Below are 18633 nucleotides of genomic sequence, written 5' to 3' on the forward strand. Positions count from 1 at the left end.
TGCTTAACGGGCAGTAAGACTTCCATCTTAAGCTTAGGAGGACAGTCGCCTAGCTTTTGTCGTATAGGTCCGCTTGGTGACTAATCATCAGTGGGGATCAAGGAGACTCTCATTGATGAAAGTTTTACTTTACTGTAAACGATTTAACGTTTTTAATGGGATTATCTCGATTAGAGCCGTCTCCCAAATAAATATGTACTGGTCCTCCATCTTCTTCCAAGCGAAGCGGTTTACCTTCTTTAGAGAAACCGAGGAAAAATTCGTTTGCTACTTCGATAGGAAAGCTTAATTCTTTTCCGTCAGCTGTCACGATGATTTCGGTTGCTCCTTCTTCAGGAACAGCATTTTGTAAAAATGGCTTAAAAGGAATACCGAATGTGCCTGTCATGAGTTTGATTTTTTCAAATTTTCGTTCTGTTTTCAAAGTAGGAGGCATAGTTGCTCCTTCACGAATTTCTTTTTGCCAGTGTTCAGCAGCTTTTTGTGTATAGTCTTCTAATTCATCCACTACTACATTATCTTTATCAAAATATGTATCGATTTCAACTTTGCGATCGTCGAAAATCCAAACACCTGGATCCAATGTAATCGGAAATTTCACCTTGCCGTTAATAAACACGATTGATTCCAAATTGCTCATTCCCTTCTGTTAATGACATTACTTAGTATAATCAAAAATAAAGAAAATGTCACACCTTGAGAACGAGTAGATGTCCTTGCTTTTTTAGTCAACTACAGGTAAAATTTAAAGATAAGATTTAATCGCTTCTTGAGCGGGGGGATTTCATATGGCATCTGAAATGCTTATCAATCATCGAGAAAAAGCTTATGCTTTATTAAAAGCAGATGCTGACAAGATACTTAAACTAATCAAAGTACAAATGGATAATCTTACTATGCCTCAGTGTCCTCTTTATGAAGAGGTGCTCGATACTCAAATGTTCGGCCTATCGCGTGAAATTGATTTTGCGGTCCGTTTAGGGTTAGTAGAGGAAGTAGAAGGTAAAGCACTATTAGAAGCATTGGAGAGAGAACTGTCCATTTTACATGATGCGTCTACAAAGAAATAAATATATGCTAAACTCAAACAAATCTCGATGATTGTTTGAGTTTTTTATTTTAGGTGTTGTTTAATACATAGTTGCCAAAATTAACTGCCTTTTTTAATAAAATGGCAGAGAAGAGGGCCGTTTGTGCTCGTTTTTGTGTACATGAATACTTGGATATGTTTGTACTTTCATTCAAAAAAATAGAATTTTTTGATTTTTTATCTTGAATTCATACCATATTAGTATTATTGTTAGAGTATTATGTAAGAAAAATGGATGAATACCATTTTAGGATTAGTTATTCAAAAGAATTCTTATTCTAAAATAAGCATGGAATAATATTCATTTTTCTGCAGTAATATATAAGAAAGCGCTTACTTCAATCGACTTGAAAAAAATGGTATATTAACATAGTGGTTGATGTTTTGCTTTTAGGCATTAGGTTTCCGGTAATATGATATTAACAAAGTGATTATAAGAATAAAAAGTTGAGAGTTCCCTCTCGTCTTTTTTTCTATAGAGCAAAAAATATTATAGAAGCAGGTGGAACAAATGGGGAGAAAAATAGAGAAAGTACTCGCAGCAAATAGGGGAGAAATTGCGATTAGAATTTTTAGGGCTTGTACGGAACTAAATATTCGTACAGTAGCTATTTATTCAAAAGAAGACTATGGCTCATACCACCGATATAAAGCGGATGAAGCTTATCTTGTGGGTGAAGGGAAAAAACCGATTGATGCCTATTTAGATATTGAGGGAATTATTGAAATCGCAAAAATGAGCGGTGTAGATGCCATTCATCCAGGTTATGGCTTTTTGTCTGAAAATATTGAATTTGCGAAAAGATGTGAAGAAGAAGGCATTATTTTTATTGGACCAGAAACACAGCATCTAGATATGTTTGGAGATAAGGTAAAGGCTAGAACACAAGCGGAGTTAGCCGATATTCCTGTCATTCCTGGTAGTGATGGACCTGTTGCAAATGTTGAAGAAGTTTCCGATTTTGGTAAGCAGTATGGTTTTCCGATTATTATTAAAGCTTCTCTTGGCGGCGGCGGTCGAGGCATGAGGATTGTTCATCAGGTAGACGAAGTAGAGGAAGCGTATGCACGCGCAAAATCTGAAGCAAAAGCTGCATTCGGAAACGATGAAGTATATGTGGAACGATTTATTCAAAATCCAAAGCATATTGAAGTGCAAATTCTTGCTGATACACAAGGAAATATTGTTCATTTATATGAACGTGACTGCTCTGTACAAAGACGTCATCAAAAAGTGGTCGAAGTAGCTCCTTCTGTTTCACTATCAAATGAATTAAGAGAACGTATTTGTGAAGCGGCCGTGAAAATATCGAAAAATGTAAACTATGTCAATGCCGGTACAGTAGAATTCCTTGTGGCTAACGATGAGTTTTATTTCATTGAAGTGAATCCTCGTGTTCAAGTAGAGCATACGATTACAGAAATGATTACTGGAATTGATATTGTTCAGTCACAAATTTTAATTGCGGAAGGTCATAGCTTACATAGCGATGTCATTGGTATTCCAGCTCAATCAGAGATTACAACACATGGTTTTGCAATTCAGTCTCGTGTTACAACAGAAGATCCTTTAAACAACTTTATGCCGGATACAGGAAGAATTATGGTGTATCGTTCTGGTGGCGGTTTTGGTGCCCGCTTGGATGCAGGAAATGCCTTCCAAGGTGCGGTCATTACTCCTTACTACGACTCACTGCTTGTCAAACTATCAACTCATGCCATTTCTTTTGAAAAAGCAGCGTCGAAAATGGTTCGAAATTTAAGAGAGTTTCGAATTCGAGGGATTAAGACAAACATTCCATTCCTTGAAAATGTTGTCCAACATGAAAAGTTTTTAACGGGTCAATATGATACATCGTTTATTGATACAACGCCGGAACTTTTTGATTTTCCTGTTCGAAAAGACCGTGGTACAAAAATGCTTTCTTATATAGGAAATGTGACGGTAAATGGCTTCCCAGGTGTTGAAAAACATAAAAAGCCGGTCTTTGATGAGCCGATTATTCCAGCTGTTCAGGATTTACCGACTATAGCAGGCACAAAGAATATTTTGAATGAACAAGGTGCAGAAGGGCTTGTTAAGTGGATTAAAGAGAAAAAGGAAGTATTGATTACCGATACAACGTTCCGTGATGCACATCAATCATTGCTTGCAACGAGAATCCGTTCGAAGGATATATTAGATATTGCTGAACCAACTTCGAAGTTATTGCCTGATTTGTTCTCTTTAGAAATGTGGGGGGGAGCGACGTTTGATGTGGCGTATCGCTTCTTGAAGGAAGATCCATGGGATCGACTCGAGAAGTTGAGAAAGAAAGTGCCGAATACGCTGTTCCAAATGTTACTTAGAGCATCGAATGCAGTAGGGTATAAAAATTATCCAGATAATGTTATTCGTGAATTTGTTCAACAATCGGCTGAAACAGGTATTGATGTATTCCGAATCTTCGATAGCTTAAACTGGGTAAAAAGCATGGAAGTTGCGATTGATGCCGTTCGTCAATCAGGAAAGATTGCTGAGGCGACTATCTGTTATACAGGTGACTTAAATGATCCGAGTCGAGCGAAATACAATATTGATTATTATAAAAATATGGCAAAAGAATTAGAACAAACGGGTGCTCATATTTTAGCTATTAAAGATATGGCTGGTTTATTGAAACCAGAAGCAGCATATCGTCTTATTTCGGAATTGAAAGACAGCGTATCGCTTCCAATTCATTTGCATTCTCACGATACAAGCGGTAATGGGATTTTTATGTACTCTAAAGCGATTGAAGCAGGAGTAGATATTGTGGATACAGCAATTGGATCATTAGCAGGTTTAACGTCACAGCCAAGTATTCAAACGCTGCATTACGCATTAGAGGGGACAGCACGACAACCGAAGCTTAATATTGATGCACTTGAACAATTATCACAGTATTGGGAAGATGTTCGTAAGTATTACCGTGACTTTGAAAGTGGTATGAATGCACCGCATGCAGAAGTATATAAACATGAAATGCCTGGTGGCCAGTACAGCAATCTGCAACAACAAGCAAAAGCTGTTGGATTAGGTGACCGCTGGAATGAAGTGAAGGAAATGTACCAGCGTGTCAATATCATGTTCGGTGATATCGTAAAAGTAACCCCGTCTTCTAAAGTTGTAGGTGACATGGCTCTCTTTATGGTCCAAAATAACTTATCAGAAGAAGATGTGCTAACGAAAGGAAAAACGATTGATTTTCCAGACTCTGTTATTGAATTATTTGAAGGCTATTTAGGCCAACCAGTTGGCGGATTTCCGAAAGAGCTGCAAGAAGTGATTTTAAAAGGGAAGAAACCTATTACTGTACGTCCGGGTGAATTGCTAGAACCTGTAGATTTCGATGCGTTACAAGTAGAGTTGACGAAAGAAGTCGGTCGTTCAGTGTCTAAGAAAGATGTCATCGCGTATGCTCTATATCCAAAGGTGTTTCTAGATTATGTGAAAACAATAGAGCAATTTGATGATGTTTCAAACCTTGATACACCTACATTCCTGCACGGAATGCGATTAGGAGAAGAAATAGAAGTTGAGATTGAAACAGGGAAAACATTGATTGTGAAACTAGTTTCTTTAGGACAGCCATTAGCGGATGGTACACGTGTTGTTTATTTTGAATTAAATGGTCAATCACGTGAAGTTATTATAAAGGATGAAAATATTAAATCATCGGTTGTAGCTAAAGTAAAAGCTGATCCGAAAAATAAAAATCAAATTGGAGCAACAATGCCTGGAACTGTAATCAAAGTAGTGGTTGAAAAAGGAGATCAAGTAAAGCAAGGGGATCACTTAATCATTACAGAAGCAATGAAGATGGAAACGACTGTACAAGCACCATTCTCTGGTACGATTCAAGATATCTATGTAAAAGATGGTGAAGCAATTAGTACAGGTGATTTATTAATTGAACTGTCTAAGTAAGAGATAATAAATAGTCCACCATTCTATAGAATGGTGGACTATTATTTTTAATGTAATGAAATCGATGAAGGGGATTGTTGATTGGAAGTATGAATCAAAGAGCTTTCTTCTTGTAACAATAGGGCGTTTTTAGTACTTCGAGAGGTGAGGAGTACTAAATAGCTCATAACACCGAAGAAGCAGGCTATAAACAGAGAATGCGCCAATGCTATGTATAAGTTTTGTCTAGAAAAGATGACCAAGGCGCCAGCTGCTACCTGTAAAAACACGAGAAGAAAGGCAGAAATCCAACCGCCGTAAATTACTTGTTGATGCTTATAATGCTTGATGGCTATAATCATTGCGTAGGTAACCCATAAAAAAATAATTCCAGCTATTGCCCGATGCCCCATTTGAATCCATTCGTATAAATTTTCAGGAAGCCCGATTTCGCTATTTACACAAAATGGCCAATCTTTACAAACAAGGCTAGATTCTGTATGGCGAACAAGAGCCCCGGTATATACGACAATGAAACAGAAGATGGTAATTCCTAGTATGTGGAATTTCATTCGACGATCTACGATTAGCTTCTCTGCTTCAAACTTTTTATCTACTTCGAATATAAGTAAGGTTAATAAGAAAACAGCAGCAAAGGAAATAAGAGAAATGCCAAAGTGAAGCGCTAACACAAAATCAGATTGTGCCCATTTTACAGCTGCTGCTCCAATCAATCCTTGAATGGCGAGAAAGCCGAAGGAAAGGATTGACAGGAACTTTGCCTCACGAACATGTCCGATTTTTCTCCAAGTCCAAATGGAAAGGATAAGTACCATCATGCCAACTCCGCCAGAAACAAGTCGATGGGCTAGCTCAATTAGGAGTTCAATTGTAATTTCATCAGGAATCAGTTGGCCATTGCATAGGGGCCAAGAGCGTCCGCATCCTAATCCTGCATCTTTTTTTGTGACCAATGCTCCTCCGAGTAGGATTAGAAGCATACCAATTGACGTTAAAACTGCAAACCATTTAAGAGATGCTTTCATGTATCGTTTCACCTTCTTTACTGGTTATATGGATGATTTATCACTGAAAACTCTATTAGGATTATTAATCTAGGCTTAATATGTTTAGATTTTTGGATGTTTAGAAGTTTCACTTATCTATGCTTGATATTACACAAAATGGTATCTTTTTACAAGTTTTTGTAATTTTTATATACTTATGTAATAATTTGAGTGTCTTGATGAGGGAATGAACTTAAAAACGATTTTAATTTTTAGATTTGTGGAGCAGACAGTACCTTTTAGAGTAGTTGAGAAAGGTACAAAATTATAGGTTTATGTAAGAAAGGTTAATCCTAAAATGGTTTTAACAGCAATAGGATTGAATGTAGACAATCCTGTGAATTAATTTCGCACTATAGAGCCTGAGGAAGTTAGTTTAAATAGGCTCCACATAGGAAATGTAACAGGAATTTTTTGTAGAAATTAACAAATGGATTCCCTTTTTTGGCAGGAAATATGACTAAAAGAAGAGAACTAGGGAATGATGATTATAACTAGAGTGCAATAAATAGCATTCACAATAAAGTCATAAAAAAGATAAAATAAATTCACAAAAGATTTCATAGGTATGATTTAATATATTGAGGAAACGTATTTTAAGGTTATTCTCTGTAAATGCGTATAAGAATAGAGAGAAAAACATTGTTTTAATATTGAATGCACACTTTTGTTTTGGTAATATTTTACTTTTTAGAAGGCTTCGATGGTTACAAAAATGCAAAAGTATGAAATAATGTCTAGTAAGTAGCTTATTATGTTTGCTCTAGGAATTATTAAGGAGGAAGAATCATGTCAAATCTAAGGGCTATGGCAGACACTGGGAACGGTGGGTCGCCAATTCATACAAATATAGAAGAAACATCAGCTTGGAAAGACTTTCTCGCTCTTATAAAAGTAGGAATCGTTAATTCTAATATGATTACTACATTTACCGGCCTTTGGTTAGCGTTACATTTTACTGGTATGAGCTTTTTAGGCAATCTAGATTTAGTGTTTTTTGCATTAGCAGGTTCTGTTTTTATTATTGCTGGTTCTTGCAGCTTTAATAACTATTACGATCGAGATATTGATCATTTGATGGAACGAACAAAAAATCGACCAACCGTTACTGGTAAAGTCAGTCCGTCGAAGGTGTTAACATTAAGTTTTCTGTTAATCGCCATCGGTCTTGGTTTATTAGCTTTTGCTAATCTAACAACAGCTGTCATTGGATTCGTTGGGGTTTTCGCTTATATTGTTTTGTATACAATGGTTTCGAAACGTAGATATGTATCGAATACGATTATAGGAAGTATTTCAGGAGCGGTTCCTCCTCTGATTGGATGGGCGGCAGTTGATCCTAATTTAGATTTATTAGCTTGGGCTTTATTTGCCATTATGTTCTTATGGCAACCACCACATTTCTATGCATTGGCAATGAAGCGAGTGGAGGAGTACCGAGCTGCGAATGTTCCGATGCTTCCAGTTGTAAAGGGCTTTAAGCGAACAAAAGTATCCATCGTTCTATGGGTGACGGCTCTACTGTTTGTTCCTTTTCTATTAACACCACTGGGAACTCCGCTGGTCGTTTTAGCTGCATTGCTTGGAATAGGATGGTTTGTTTTAGGACTCAAAGGATTTACAATGAAAGATGACCTAAAATGGGCTCGCATTATGTTTGTTTATTCTTTAAACTATATGACCATTTTATTTGTAGCGATGGTCATTGTGACATTAATATAACGTGATATTTTTTGGACAGCCTGTTTTATAATTAAACAGGCTGTCGCTAAATATCATTAAGTTTACGTTAGCCGCTTATACATAATAAATGATGGATAATAGGGCTCTTTATAAAAGCGGTTGCACAAGTGTATTTATTTCTTATTTAATCATAGGAATTCTTTCTTTTTGATAGAAATTCATATATAGGAAGAATTTTCACAAGTAATGACAGATGAGGTTGTGAGAAATTTTTACGAAAGAGGGGTTTCTAATTGATGAAAAGAAAGCTGCACAAATGGCGCTTGCTACCTTTGTTAGGCATTTTGACGTTTGTCCTCTCAGGCTGTGGAATGGCTTCTTTATCCGCATTACGTCCGGCAGGTGAAGTTGCCCAAACTCAGTATAATTTAATGATGCTGAGTACCATCATTATGGTTTTGGTTGTTATCGTAGTTACTATTCTATTTCTTATTGTCATCTTTCGTTTTCGTCGTAAAAAAGGCGATGACACCATACCGAAGCAAGTAGAAGGAAGTCACAAACTTGAAGTGATTTGGACGGTTATCCCGATTATTCTTCTAATAATTCTGACTATTCCGACTGTTAAGGTGACATTTGACTTAGCAGATACAAAGGCAATGGATCAGAAAGATAAGGAAGGAAAAACGAAGGATGCTCTTGTTGTAAATGTTCGAGCAAATCTTTATTGGTGGGAGTTTGAATATCCTGATTTAGGGGTTATTACGAGTCAAGACTTAGTCGTTCCTACTAATGAAAAGGTGTACTTTAATTTGGTTGCATCCGATGTAAAACATTCATTCTGGGTTCCGGCTGCTGGCGGTAAGATGGACACAAATACGGATAATCCGAATCAGTTTTATTTAGAGTTTGATAGTCAAAAAGCAAATGAAGCAGACGACCTTTTCTATGGAAAGTGTGCAGAGCTGTGTGGACCTTCACATGCATTGATGGATTTTAAAGTTGTAGCTAAATCAAAAGATGACTTTAATACATGGGTGAAGGACATGAAAGCCGCTTCCGAACCAGTAGTGGAAGGTAGTCTGGCAAAACAAGGGGAAGAGATTTTTAATCAAAGCTGTATCGGCTGTCATGCTGTTACTCCAAATGATAGTAGACCTGAAACTGCCCGTCAGGCTCCTAATCTAGCTACTTTTGGCGAACGTGAAAGAATAGCAGGAGTCCTTGACCATACGGAAGAAAACTTAAAAAAATGGTTGGAAGACCCTGAAGTGTATAAGCCGGGTAACACGATGACAGGTACGTATGGAGAGCTTTCAGATGGACAAATCAATGCTCTTACAGCTTATTTAATGCAATTGAAAGTGGAAGAAAAATAGGACACAGTAATGAGGGGGTTAAATCGTGAGTACGTACGCTAAAAAACAAGGATTTGGCGCAACGCTATGGGATTACCTGACGACGGTAGATCATAAGAAAATCGCTATATTATACCTTATTGCCGGCGGATTATTTTTCGTCCTAGGCGGCTTAGAAGCGATGTTTATTCGAATTCAGCTGGCCATTCCAAATAACGACTTTGTCAGTGCAGGGTTTTATAATGAAATTTTAACAATGCATGGGACGACGATGATTTTCTTAGCAGCGATGCCATTGGTTTTTGCCATGATGAATGCTGTTGTACCATTGCAGATCGGGGCACGTGATGTTGCTTTCCCATTTTTAAATTCATTAGGATTCTGGTTGTTTTTCTTTGGGGGACTCTTTTTAAATCTTTCTTGGTTTATGGGAGGAGCTCCTGATGCTGGATGGACATCGTATGCTTCCTTATCTCTTCACTCTCCAGGACATGGGGTCGACTTCTATATATTAGGTCTTCAAATATCAGGAATAGGAACATTAATAGCAGGTATTAACTTTCTCGCAACGATTATCAATATGCGTACACCAGGTATGACGTATATGAGGATGCCGCTGTTCACCTGGTCAACCTTCGTTGTTTCTGCGCTAATTTTATTTGCTTTCCCGCCGCTTACAGTTGGCTTAGTTTTATTAATGTTTGACCGTATGTTCGGTTCTAACTTTTTTGATGTAGCAGCCGGAGGGAATACGATTATTTGGGAGCATTTATTCTGGATTTTCGGTCACCCAGAAGTATATATATTAATATTACCGGCTTTTGGTATTTTCTCAGAGATTTTGGCCACGTTTTCAAGAAAACGATTATTTGGGTACTCTTCGATGGTATTCGCGACGGTGTTAATTGGTTTCTTAGGATTTATGGTTTGGGCGCATCATATGTTTACAGTCGGTTTAGGTCCGATTGCAAATGCGATTTTTGCTGTTGCAACAATGGCAATTGCGGTACCAACGGGAATCAAAATTTTCAACTGGCTCTTGACGATGTGGGGAGGCAGTGTCAAATTTACCGTCCCAATGCTATATGCAGTTGCTTTTATTCCCTCATTTACGATGGGGGGAGTAACGGGAATTATGAATGCTGTAGCACCGGCAGATTATATTTTTCATGATACGTATTTTGTTGTTGCTCACTTTCATTATGTTATTGTAGGCGGTGTCGTATTCGGGCTTTTAGCTGGGATTACGTTTTATTGGCCAAAAATGTTTGGTACCATGCTTAATGAAACTTTAGGAAAAATATCGTTTTGGACGTTTTTAATTGGTTTCCATTTAACCTTCTTTATTCAACACTTCTTAGGTCTTATGGGGATGCCGCGTCGTATTTTTACATTCCTAGACAATCAAGGGTTAAATACAGGAAATATGATTAGTACAGTCGGTGCCTTCTTTATGGCATTTGCAGTCATTGTACTTGTCATTAATATTATTATTACATCTGTGAAAAACGTAAAAGTTGGGAATGACCCATGGGGAGACGGACGGACGCTTGAATGGGCTATTTCTTCTCCGCCGCCATATTATAACTTCAAGCAGCTGCCGCTTGTTCGCGGTTTAGATGCTTATTGGGTGGAAAAAATGGATGGGAAAACGGAAATGACCCCAGCGGAACCTCTAGGTGATATTCATATGCCTAATTCATCGATTTTGCCGTTAACCACTTCTTTCGGTTTGTTTGTTGCAGCGTTCGGCGCTCTTTACAATATGGATGACGATAAAACGTGGACAGTACCTGTCATCATTATCGGTCTGTTGATTACATTAGGATCGATGCTCATTCGTTCGATTAAAGACGATCATGGATATCATATTCATAAAGAAGAGTTAACAGATGATCACGATAAGGGGGTTAAGGCATAATGCAGATGGATCAAAAGTTCACTGATACAACATGGCCGGCAGCTCCTGAAAAAGCAACGTTAGAAGGAAAAAATAAATATTTAGGCTTCTGGCTTTTCCTTGGTGGAGAAACGGTACTTTTTGCTTCGTTATTCGCCACTTATCTTGCGCTAAAGGATAAAGTACCTAATGCAGATGCTGCTCTGGCAAAAGATATTTTTGACTTGCCGCTTACATTTGTAGCTACGATGCTCTTGTTAACGAGCTCGTTAACAAGTGTGTATGCGATGTATCATATGAAAAATCACGATTTCAAACGTATGCAAGCGTGGTTAGTAGTGACCGTTCTCTTAGGCGCCGGTTTCCTCGGTTTAGAAATTTATGAGTTTAACCATTACGTGCATGAATTCCATCATACCTTTACGAGTAGTGCATTTGGCTCAGCTTTTTATACACTTGTTGGTTTTCATGGAGCGCACGTTGCCTTTGGATTGTTATGGATTACCTCCTTAATGCTTCGCAACGCAGGACGTGGGCTAAATTTGTATAATGCACCTAAGTTTTATGTAGCAAGTCTTTACTGGCATTTCATTGATGTAGTGTGGGTATTTATCTTTACAGTCGTATATTTAATGGGAATGGTGGGATAGAAGAATGGTAAATGAACGATTAAATTCAGCTAACCCAAGTCTTGATTTGAAATATCGCCGTAAGAAAAATGCAGAAGAAATGAAGCACCAAGTAATCACTTTTGCAATGATGATTTTCTTTACGTTAATTGCTTTTGCTGCCATAGGATTTGATTTTAGTAAATGGTTTGTCAAACCTGTTATTCTTTTACTTGCGGTTGTTCAAGTGATTTTTCAACTGTATTATTTTATGCATATGAAACATAAAGGGCATAGTACGATTGCGTTATTTTTATTCTCAGGTTTAGCAGTCGGCTTGCTTACTGTTTTAACTTTTTTAACCATTGTCTGGTGGTAAAATGATGTAGAAATCGGCTACTTGTTAGCCGATTTTCTATTTATCCCACACGTAACGGACAGGCCCCCACTGATCAAGTTTCACTTTATAAGGTTCTGTTAAATAAGGGTGTAGATTTTAGCTTATATTAGTTTAGCGAAAGCTGTCTAAATGGCTTATCATATGGCTATAAATGGTTATTTTGAATAATTTGCTAGTTTTAGCTATAATACAAGTAAAGAAAACCTACTCTTGGGGTGAGTGTATGTCTATTGATATTTTTGGTTTTCGTGCTTTATGGAGTCCATATTATTTGATGGTACTTATTTGTATAACCATTGGCTATTTTTTATTTGCGACGAAATATCGTCATCGTGTTGTAGGGAATACTGGACTCACAAATAGACAAGTGGTGTACTTTTTACTCGCGATGCTTTTGTTGTATGTTGTGAAAGGCTCACCTGTTGATTTGATGAGTCATATTATGTTTAGCGCCCATATGACCCAAATGGCTGTACTTTATTTAGTAATTCCGCCGCTATTTATTATTGCCATACCAAATTGGATTTGGCGGATGTGGATTGATAGGAAAGTAAGCAAGGTAATTTTTTCTTTTTTCACTAAGCCATTAATCGCTTTGCTAGTATTCAACAGTTTCTTTTCGTTATATCATCTGCCGCTTATATTTGATGTAGTTAAAACAAATATATGGTTACATGCAGCATATACTATGATTTTATTTATAACAGCTGTAATGATGTGGTTCCCGCTTGTAAATAAGCTTCCTGAGAGACAAAGCTTATCTGGCGTAAAGAAGATTGCTTATATTTTCGGCAGCGGAATTTTAATGACTCCGGCTTGTGCGTTAATTATTTTTGCTAACGCCCCGATGTATAGCACGTTTTCTAATCCTGAGCTATGGGCTAATGCAATGAGGCTGTGTGTTCCATCTTCTATGTTAGCCGGGTTAAATTTAAGCGGCCCTGAAATGTTTAGCGGCTTACCAGCACTTCAGGATCAACAGCTTGGCGGGATCCTGATGAAGATTATTCAAGAAATTGTATTAGGTTATGTACTTGGTGTCATTTTCTTTGCTTGGGCTAAAAAAGAGAACGGTGGGGGAACTAAAATCGATCCACTTCCGTCTGATTATCGATAAAGCGAAACTTGTCCATAATTTTTTGGACAAGTTTTTTTAAAAAAAGCAAATGATAGTTTGTAATTAGAGGAAGAATAGAAGAGGAAAGTGAGCATTTTGTTAATAATGAAGGGATTATATTGTGTTTTACTAGGGCCTTTTATACAATGAACGTACAATACATATAGAGAGGACGTTATAGTTTTTATGTCTTTACCAATTCTTCCAACAATCAGTACCAGCTTTATTGTGCTAAGTGCTATTACTGTAGCTATTGGTTGGTATCAAATTAAACAGCGTAAAATCGAAACACATCAAAAGACAATGATGTGGGCAGCTATATTTGCTGTAATATTCTTTACTATTTATCTTTCTCGTACCGTTTTTGTCGGGAACACCTCTTTTGGCGGTCCAGATGATATTAAGATTTACTATACAATCTTTTTAATCTTTCATATTATTTTAGCAACAACAGGAGCGGTTCTTGGGATTATCATGTTAGTAACAGGATACAAGAAAAACTACCGTATTCATAAAAAAATTGGTCCAACAACTAGCGTGATTTGGTTCTTTACAGCCATTACGGGTGTAGCTGTTTATTTCCTGCTATATGTCATCTATCATGGTGGACAAACAACGTCATTAATTAAAGCGATTTTAGGGTCGTAAAAGATAGAAACAACCTGATTCTTTTCAAGGGTCAGGTCTTTTCTATAATTAGAAGTAATGTTATAGGATGATGCCACATTTTATGAACGAGCTTATTTATTATATAGAGATAAAATGGTTACGGCTAAAGATGATTTGATCTGAAGGAGTGGACGAAAGTCAAGCCGCAGGCGAGCGGTAGAAGAGTAAAATAGAAACAACGCATGTTTTAACATGCGTTGTGAGGTTGATTAAAGACCATTAAATTCTACTAATTCTTTATGAACGTCCGCTAAGATTTTTTCGCATTGTTTTACTAATGGAGCAGGAAAGTATTCTCCATCGCCATATTCCACTCCGTGTGGATAGTAATGTTTCCCTAATAGTGGTACGCGTAATTTAATAATTGCTTTATGACTGCCAACATCACCTTCAATAGCTTCGCCTAAAATTCTTAAATAATAAACGCCTTCTGTTAATTCGAATTTTCGATCGTAACTAACGCGTTCATAATCCCATTGTTCTGCACGGATTAGACCGTACTGGGGCATTAAATCATCAAGACGGTTTAAATCAGCTGTTATGTGGTGTAAGCCAGAGTTTTCAAGTCTCACAAATAGTACCTCCTAATCGTTACAATTAAAATTCGAGATAAAACCCTCCTGCAAATTCCATAAATATACAATTGTTGCTTATGTTTAATAATAGTATGAATTGATTGAAGTTGCAACGAACGACTGGGAAGTATTTTGTGAATTCAGAAAGTTCTCTTGCGCGGCTTTCATAGTAGCTACTTATTTATTATAAGAAAACATGATATAATGGGCGTGAGCTGTAAAACGAAAAGAGAGGAAGTGATCCTCTGCGTAAACTTGCAAAAATTGTTGTACTAGTTATAATCTTTTTTGTTGTTGGTATTTTTCTGAATATTGACGAAGATGATAACTCTCATTCAATTTTAAATGGGAATAAAGGGATTAATTCAAATAAAGATATAAATGAGTCTACTACTTTGAGTAAAAAAGAAACGACTAGAGAAGCAGAGAGTGGATTAGCTGTTACAATAGGTGAGAAAGAAGCAGAGATTAAGAAGAAGTTTGGTCAACCAAATCGAGTAGACGTGTCTGCTTATGGTTATGATTGGTGGATTTATAATCAAAATGCAGATTCTTATTTTCAGTTGGCGATGGAAAATGGGAAAGTTGTATCAGCTTATGGCATTGGTGATAAAGTGGATATTTCCCCGTTTAAAGTAGGTCAGCCTATTGATGAAATCTATTCGAGTGTTTACGTGGAACCATCCGTTGATATAGAAACGGATGGAAGCTCCTATCGCTTTGAATTATCGGAGGAAGATATGAATATGAGACCGATTGTTGAGATAGGAGATATTTATGCTCAATTGTATTTGGATAAAATGACAGGAACGCTTTCGAGTGTGCGTTTTTTAAATGAAGAGACTTTGCTTAAACAAAGACCATATGAATTAACCTATAGCGGTGAGCTTATGAAGATGGACGAATTATCAGAAGCCGAATGGTCACAAGTCGAAGAAGGAAATGAACGACAAATTTTTGATATTTCGAATATTATGCGTAAACGTTTTAATGTTCCAGCATTACAATGGGATGAACAAACTGCAGAGGTTGCGTACCTTCATAGTTATGACATGTCAGATAGCGATTATTTTTCTCACGTTTCTAAAACACAAGGCGACTTAGAGGATCGTTTAGAAAAAGGAAAGGTGACGTATCATTCGGCAGGTGAAAATATCGCAGCGGAGTATGTAGATGCCATTGCTGTTATGGAAGGGTGGCTTAATAGTAAAGGACATCGTGATACGCTATTAAATAAAGAGTTCACTCATTTAGGTGTTGGAGTTTATGAGAAATATTACACGCAAAATTTTATTAAACCGTAATGAACGAAAGTGAGAACTAAAGATAATCAGCTTAAATAAAGTGAAACTTCCATCAGTGGGGATTTTACTGCCCGTTAAGTGTGGGATAAATAATGATTCGTAAAGACGAGTTCCGAATAGGGGCTCGTTTTTATATGGTCTCACACCAGCAGGAGCCCAAAATAAACAGCGTGGTGTTAAAGAATAGAAAAGGGTGCGCACCTTTTAGAGGGATTTGCATATTGTACAATAGGTAAATGTCTGAGTGAGGTGAGAATAATGGCCAAAAATAAACGCCAGTCGATTGAACAATTTCGTGAGTTTGTAAAGGGGCATCCTCATTTACGCAATGAAGTGAGGCGTAAGGAGACGACTTGGCAGGAACTCTTTGAAGAGTGGTATTTATTAGGGGCAGATCATCCACGCTGGAACGTTGAACAAGAAAGAGCGCAGCAAGAAACCGTGCAAGAGCACCCAAAAGCAGTAGAGCAAAACGATAAGGATCTTGTGCAAAATCAAGAATTTCTTACTATGTTGCTTGGAGCGTTGAAAAGTATGGATATTAATCAAATTCAACAATATATTAGAAGTGCCAACCAAGCAATTGGAACCATTCAAGGGTTGTTAGAAGTGTTTCAAGGAGATAGATCAACGAAAGAAGAGCCACCGAAGCAAGAAGTAGAGAAACGTGGCAACCCTTTTGTATTTAGAAAAGATTAAGGAAGGGATTATATTGCGCCAAAATATTTATGCCTTTATTGAAGAGAATGAGGATGTACGCAATTATTTACGGATTCAGCCGATTTGGTATAAAAAGCTTATGCGTAATCCACAGCATTTGGATCAATTAGAAACAGAAGCGAAATATTTTTTTAAAAAATCTATCCCTCATCGGGTGTCTAAATTTTCGGATGGTGTTCAAGTAGCTTCGATGATGCTTCATATGTTTCAAGCGATGAATAATTCAGGTAGTTAGCGGTGAATTTTCATGAGTAATTTGCTCCTTTTAGCCAACAATAATGGTGAAGGGAGGTTTTTTAGCATGAAGAAATTAGTTATTATATTTGTTTTATTGTTCATGATAAGTGGTTGTGGTCAGAAAATTCCTAAACCTAAAGATATAATCGAGAATGTTCATAGTCTTTTTGAAACTAGGGCAGAAGCATCTGCATGGAAGACAATGAATGAGGACTTTTTTGTGAAAACAATAGTTAAAGAAGATAATGTGTATGTGGAATGTTATGTAAAAGGGTATAGCTTTTCACAAACGAATTCTAAAAAATTGGCAACGGTTACCGTTTCTATAGATGGAAAAAAGCATAGTGAACGTACGACAGCGGCTTTTGTTGTAAGAGATGTACCGAATGGAAAGCATAGGATGAAGCTTGAAGTTTTAAATGAAGATGGGGAAAAAACAGGACTAACAAAAGAAGTGGAGGTACATATTGAGTCAACTATCTAATAGCTCGCTTCTTGATTCGAAAAATGGTAAAATGGTGGTGGAGGTGAGCGATTAATGCTTGCTACTATGGAAACCATTGAAATCGTTCAAAAAGCTGAAGCACTGGCTGAATTAGTGATGCAATCTGAGATTGGTGAAAATTATTTTGCTCATTTATATAAACTAAAGAATGATCAACTCGCGCAACAAAAAATTAAAAAGTTTGGGGCGCTGAAAGATTTATACGAAGAAGTTCAACGTTTTGGAAAGTATCATCCGGAATACAAAAGGGTGAATATGGATATTCGCGAGGCAAAACGAGATATGGATTTGCATCCGACGATTGCTGATTTTAAAAGAGCTGAAATGGATTTGCAAACGGTATTAGATGAAATCAGCATGAAAATTGGTCGAGCTGTTTCTCCTCAAATAAAAGTTCCGACAGGCAATCCTTTCTTTGATTCAGGATCGGGCTGCTCTGGAGGTTGTGGAACAGGCGGCAGCTGTGGCTGTTCTTAACGAAGTATTAAATTGGTGTAAGGATACTAAGTATCTCTACACCAATTTTTAGTTGAAAGCAAAGTTTTTCCTATGCTACACTGAATAAAAACCTTTAATATGAGGGAGATAAAAATATGATTGGAGCTAGGCAAGGAATTATTGTCTATTTACATACATTAAAACAAGCGAAAATGCTTAGAAAATTTGGAAATATTCATTATGTATCCAAAAAGCTAAAGTATGTCGTCCTGTATACGAATATGGATGAAGTAGAGGCGTTAGTAGAAAAGCTAAGAGGCTATTCTTTCGTGAAAAGAGTCGATCTTTCTCATAAACCTTTTCTCAAGGTAGAATACGAGAATTCCAAGCCAGATAAAGCGAAGGAATATGATTATAAGATGGGTATTTAAAAGGACTGTTCTCACAGCTGTGGGAACAGTCCTTTTATTACAATAAGTATTCAATCGTTTACTTAGCATTGAATGATTATCATACTGCTTTTTTAAAATCCTGTTTTCATTGGTGGTAAATATTTGTTCATACGCAAAATGCCGATTAAATGCTGGTAATACAAATCTAGTTCTGCAAACAGCGTGGATGGTTTAATCTCTAATTCGATAATGGACTTGTCGAGTTCCTTCGCCAATCCTTCAAAAAGCTCGTATCGCTTATTTGGAGTTGTTTTTGGGTTGGGGATGCCTTCGCGACAAATATAAAGTGGTTGAAACTCCCCTTCAGTTGTCGGGTGCATCACAACAACAAGAGATGTTACTTGTTTATCGTTTAAGGTTGTGTGAAGGGCTAATAATCTAGCTACTCGATTTCTATTGTTTTTTCCGATTTCTAGTAATTCATATAAATCAGAATATCCTTGTCCAAGTTCAATAAAACGTTGAATCAATTCAATCTCTCCTTATGTACATATTCCTTCATACTGTACCATTTTCCTGTTCAAAAGAGAAGTTGTACAACTGCATACGTGTCTAATAAAGTGAAACTTCCATTAGTGGGGG

The 18633-nt window shown here is 37.0% G+C and carries 19 protein-coding genes; 15 read left to right on the forward strand and 4 right to left on the reverse strand.

What is annotated here, in order from left to right; translation table 11 throughout:
* Positions 1-124: 124 nt before the first annotated feature.
* Positions 125-631 (reverse strand): peptidyl-prolyl cis-trans isomerase, encoded by a 507-nt coding sequence (locus tag V7068_RS07090; RefSeq protein WP_499711823.1) that lies wholly within the window; start codon positions 629-631, stop codon positions 125-127.
* A 157-nt stretch (positions 632-788) separates the two neighbouring features.
* Between V7068_RS07090 and V7068_RS07095 the strand changes: the two genes are divergently transcribed.
* Positions 789-1070, forward strand: a complete 282-nt coding sequence (locus V7068_RS07095; protein WP_127759672.1) for an Fpa/YlaN family protein — start codon at positions 789-791, stop codon at positions 1068-1070.
* 531 nt (positions 1071-1601) lie between these two features.
* Positions 1602-5039 (forward strand): pyruvate carboxylase, encoded by a 3438-nt coding sequence (pyc, locus tag V7068_RS07100; protein WP_499711825.1) that lies wholly within the window; start codon positions 1602-1604, stop codon positions 5037-5039.
* Positions 5040-5086: 47 nt separating this feature from the next.
* Here the strand turns inward: pyc and V7068_RS07105 are convergent, their stop codons facing one another.
* Positions 5087-6064, reverse strand: a complete 978-nt coding sequence (locus V7068_RS07105) for a COX15/CtaA family protein (protein ID WP_499711827.1) — start codon at positions 6062-6064, stop codon at positions 5087-5089.
* Positions 6065-6874: 810 nt separating this feature from the next.
* On the opposite strand from V7068_RS07105, the gene cyoE reads away from it, so the two are divergent.
* From cyoE to V7068_RS07140, 7 genes are all read left to right on the forward strand, one after another.
* A complete protein-coding gene (gene cyoE, locus V7068_RS07110; protein ID WP_252289848.1) occupies positions 6875-7807 on the forward strand; it encodes a heme o synthase in 933 nt (310 codons plus the stop codon).
* Positions 7808-8064: 257 nt separating this feature from the next.
* Complete coding sequence (gene coxB, locus V7068_RS07115; RefSeq protein ID WP_127759676.1) at positions 8065-9147, forward strand: cytochrome c oxidase subunit II; 1083 nt, start codon at positions 8065-8067, stop codon at positions 9145-9147.
* A 25-nt stretch (positions 9148-9172) separates the two neighbouring features.
* On the forward strand, positions 9173-11047 hold the full coding sequence (ctaD, locus tag V7068_RS07120; RefSeq protein ID WP_499711830.1) for a cytochrome c oxidase subunit I: 1875 nt from the start codon (positions 9173-9175) through the stop codon (positions 11045-11047).
* The gene (locus V7068_RS07125; protein WP_119116180.1) at positions 11047-11676 is read left to right on the forward strand and encodes a cytochrome (ubi)quinol oxidase subunit III; all 630 of its coding nucleotides are present in this window, start codon (positions 11047-11049) and stop codon (positions 11674-11676) included. The genes ctaD and V7068_RS07125 overlap by 1 nt, the downstream gene beginning before the upstream one ends.
* Before the next feature lie 4 nt (positions 11677-11680).
* Positions 11681-12013, forward strand: coding sequence for a cytochrome c oxidase subunit IVB (gene ctaF / locus V7068_RS07130; protein WP_127759679.1), 333 nt, complete (start codon positions 11681-11683; stop codon positions 12011-12013).
* A 244-nt stretch (positions 12014-12257) separates the two neighbouring features.
* A complete protein-coding gene (gene ctaG, locus V7068_RS07135; RefSeq protein ID WP_499711832.1) occupies positions 12258-13151 on the forward strand; it encodes a cytochrome c oxidase assembly factor CtaG in 894 nt (297 codons plus the stop codon).
* 186 nt (positions 13152-13337) lie between these two features.
* Complete coding sequence (locus tag V7068_RS07140; RefSeq protein ID WP_252289852.1) at positions 13338-13799, forward strand: DUF420 domain-containing protein; 462 nt, start codon at positions 13338-13340, stop codon at positions 13797-13799.
* A 230-nt stretch (positions 13800-14029) separates the two neighbouring features.
* Here the strand turns inward: V7068_RS07140 and V7068_RS07145 are convergent, their stop codons facing one another.
* Entirely contained in the window at positions 14030-14392 is a 363-nt protein-coding gene (locus V7068_RS07145; RefSeq protein ID WP_119116184.1) for a YugN family protein, read from the reverse strand.
* 398 nt (positions 14393-14790) lie between these two features.
* On the opposite strand from V7068_RS07145, the gene V7068_RS07150 reads away from it, so the two are divergent.
* From V7068_RS07150 to V7068_RS07175, 6 genes are all read left to right on the forward strand, one after another.
* Positions 14791-15699, forward strand: a complete 909-nt coding sequence (locus V7068_RS07150; RefSeq protein ID WP_499711835.1) for a CAP domain-containing protein — start codon at positions 14791-14793, stop codon at positions 15697-15699.
* A 258-nt stretch (positions 15700-15957) separates the two neighbouring features.
* Entirely contained in the window at positions 15958-16398 is a 441-nt protein-coding gene (ylbD, locus tag V7068_RS07155; RefSeq protein ID WP_499711836.1) for a spore coat protein YlbD, read from the forward strand.
* Positions 16399-16411: 13 nt separating this feature from the next.
* Positions 16412-16654 carry a YlbE-like family protein gene (locus V7068_RS07160; protein ID WP_127759684.1) on the forward strand — a complete coding sequence of 81 codons (243 nt, stop codon included), beginning with the start codon at positions 16412-16414 and terminating at the stop codon, positions 16652-16654.
* 66 nt (positions 16655-16720) lie between these two features.
* The gene (locus tag V7068_RS07165; RefSeq protein ID WP_499711838.1) at positions 16721-17140 is read left to right on the forward strand and encodes a hypothetical protein; all 420 of its coding nucleotides are present in this window, start codon (positions 16721-16723) and stop codon (positions 17138-17140) included.
* Between the two features lie 54 nt (positions 17141-17194).
* Positions 17195-17638, forward strand: coding sequence for a YlbF/YmcA family competence regulator (locus tag V7068_RS07170; RefSeq protein WP_499711840.1), 444 nt, complete (start codon positions 17195-17197; stop codon positions 17636-17638).
* Between the two features lie 116 nt (positions 17639-17754).
* Positions 17755-18030, forward strand: a complete 276-nt coding sequence (locus V7068_RS07175; protein ID WP_127759687.1) for a YlbG family protein — start codon at positions 17755-17757, stop codon at positions 18028-18030.
* A gap of 92 nt (positions 18031-18122) precedes the next feature.
* On the opposite strand, the gene V7068_RS07180 is transcribed toward V7068_RS07175, so the two are convergent.
* Positions 18123-18521 carry a DUF7147 family protein gene (locus tag V7068_RS07180; protein WP_499711842.1) on the reverse strand — a complete coding sequence of 133 codons (399 nt, stop codon included), beginning with the start codon at positions 18519-18521 and terminating at the stop codon, positions 18123-18125.
* Positions 18522-18633 lie beyond the last annotated feature (112 nt).

The sequence above is a fragment of the Bacillus sp. JJ634 genome, from assembly GCF_036962285.1.
Taxonomy (GTDB): Bacteria; Bacillota; Bacilli; order Bacillales; family DSM-1321; genus Peribacillus; species Peribacillus asahii_A.

What these genes read in the sequence shown, in the direction of transcription:
- V7068_RS07095 (WP_127759672.1), top strand. Translation starts at nt 789, where the DNA reads ATGGCATCTGAAATGCTTATCAATCATCGAGAAAAAGCTTATGCTTTA.
- pyc (WP_499711825.1), top strand. Translation starts at nt 1,602, where the DNA reads ATGGGGAGAAAAATAGAGAAAGTACTCGCAGCAAATAGGGGAGAAATT.
- V7068_RS07105 (WP_499711827.1), bottom strand. Translation starts at nt 6,064, where the DNA reads ATGAAAGCATCTCTTAAATGGTTTGCAGTTTTAACGTCAATTGGTATG.
- cyoE (WP_252289848.1), top strand. Translation starts at nt 6,875, where the DNA reads ATGTCAAATCTAAGGGCTATGGCAGACACTGGGAACGGTGGGTCGCCA.
- coxB (WP_127759676.1), top strand. Translation starts at nt 8,065, where the DNA reads ATGAAAAGAAAGCTGCACAAATGGCGCTTGCTACCTTTGTTAGGCATT.
- V7068_RS07125 (WP_119116180.1), top strand. Translation starts at nt 11,047, where the DNA reads ATGCAGATGGATCAAAAGTTCACTGATACAACATGGCCGGCAGCTCCT.
- ctaF (WP_127759679.1), top strand. Translation starts at nt 11,681, where the DNA reads ATGGTAAATGAACGATTAAATTCAGCTAACCCAAGTCTTGATTTGAAA.
- ctaG (WP_499711832.1), top strand. Translation starts at nt 12,258, where the DNA reads ATGTCTATTGATATTTTTGGTTTTCGTGCTTTATGGAGTCCATATTAT.
- V7068_RS07140 (WP_252289852.1), top strand. Translation starts at nt 13,338, where the DNA reads ATGTCTTTACCAATTCTTCCAACAATCAGTACCAGCTTTATTGTGCTA.
- ylbD (WP_499711836.1), top strand. Translation starts at nt 15,958, where the DNA reads ATGGCCAAAAATAAACGCCAGTCGATTGAACAATTTCGTGAGTTTGTA.
- V7068_RS07165 (WP_499711838.1), top strand. Translation starts at nt 16,721, where the DNA reads ATGAAGAAATTAGTTATTATATTTGTTTTATTGTTCATGATAAGTGGT.
- V7068_RS07170 (WP_499711840.1), top strand. Translation starts at nt 17,195, where the DNA reads ATGCTTGCTACTATGGAAACCATTGAAATCGTTCAAAAAGCTGAAGCA.
- V7068_RS07175 (WP_127759687.1), top strand. Translation starts at nt 17,755, where the DNA reads ATGATTGGAGCTAGGCAAGGAATTATTGTCTATTTACATACATTAAAA.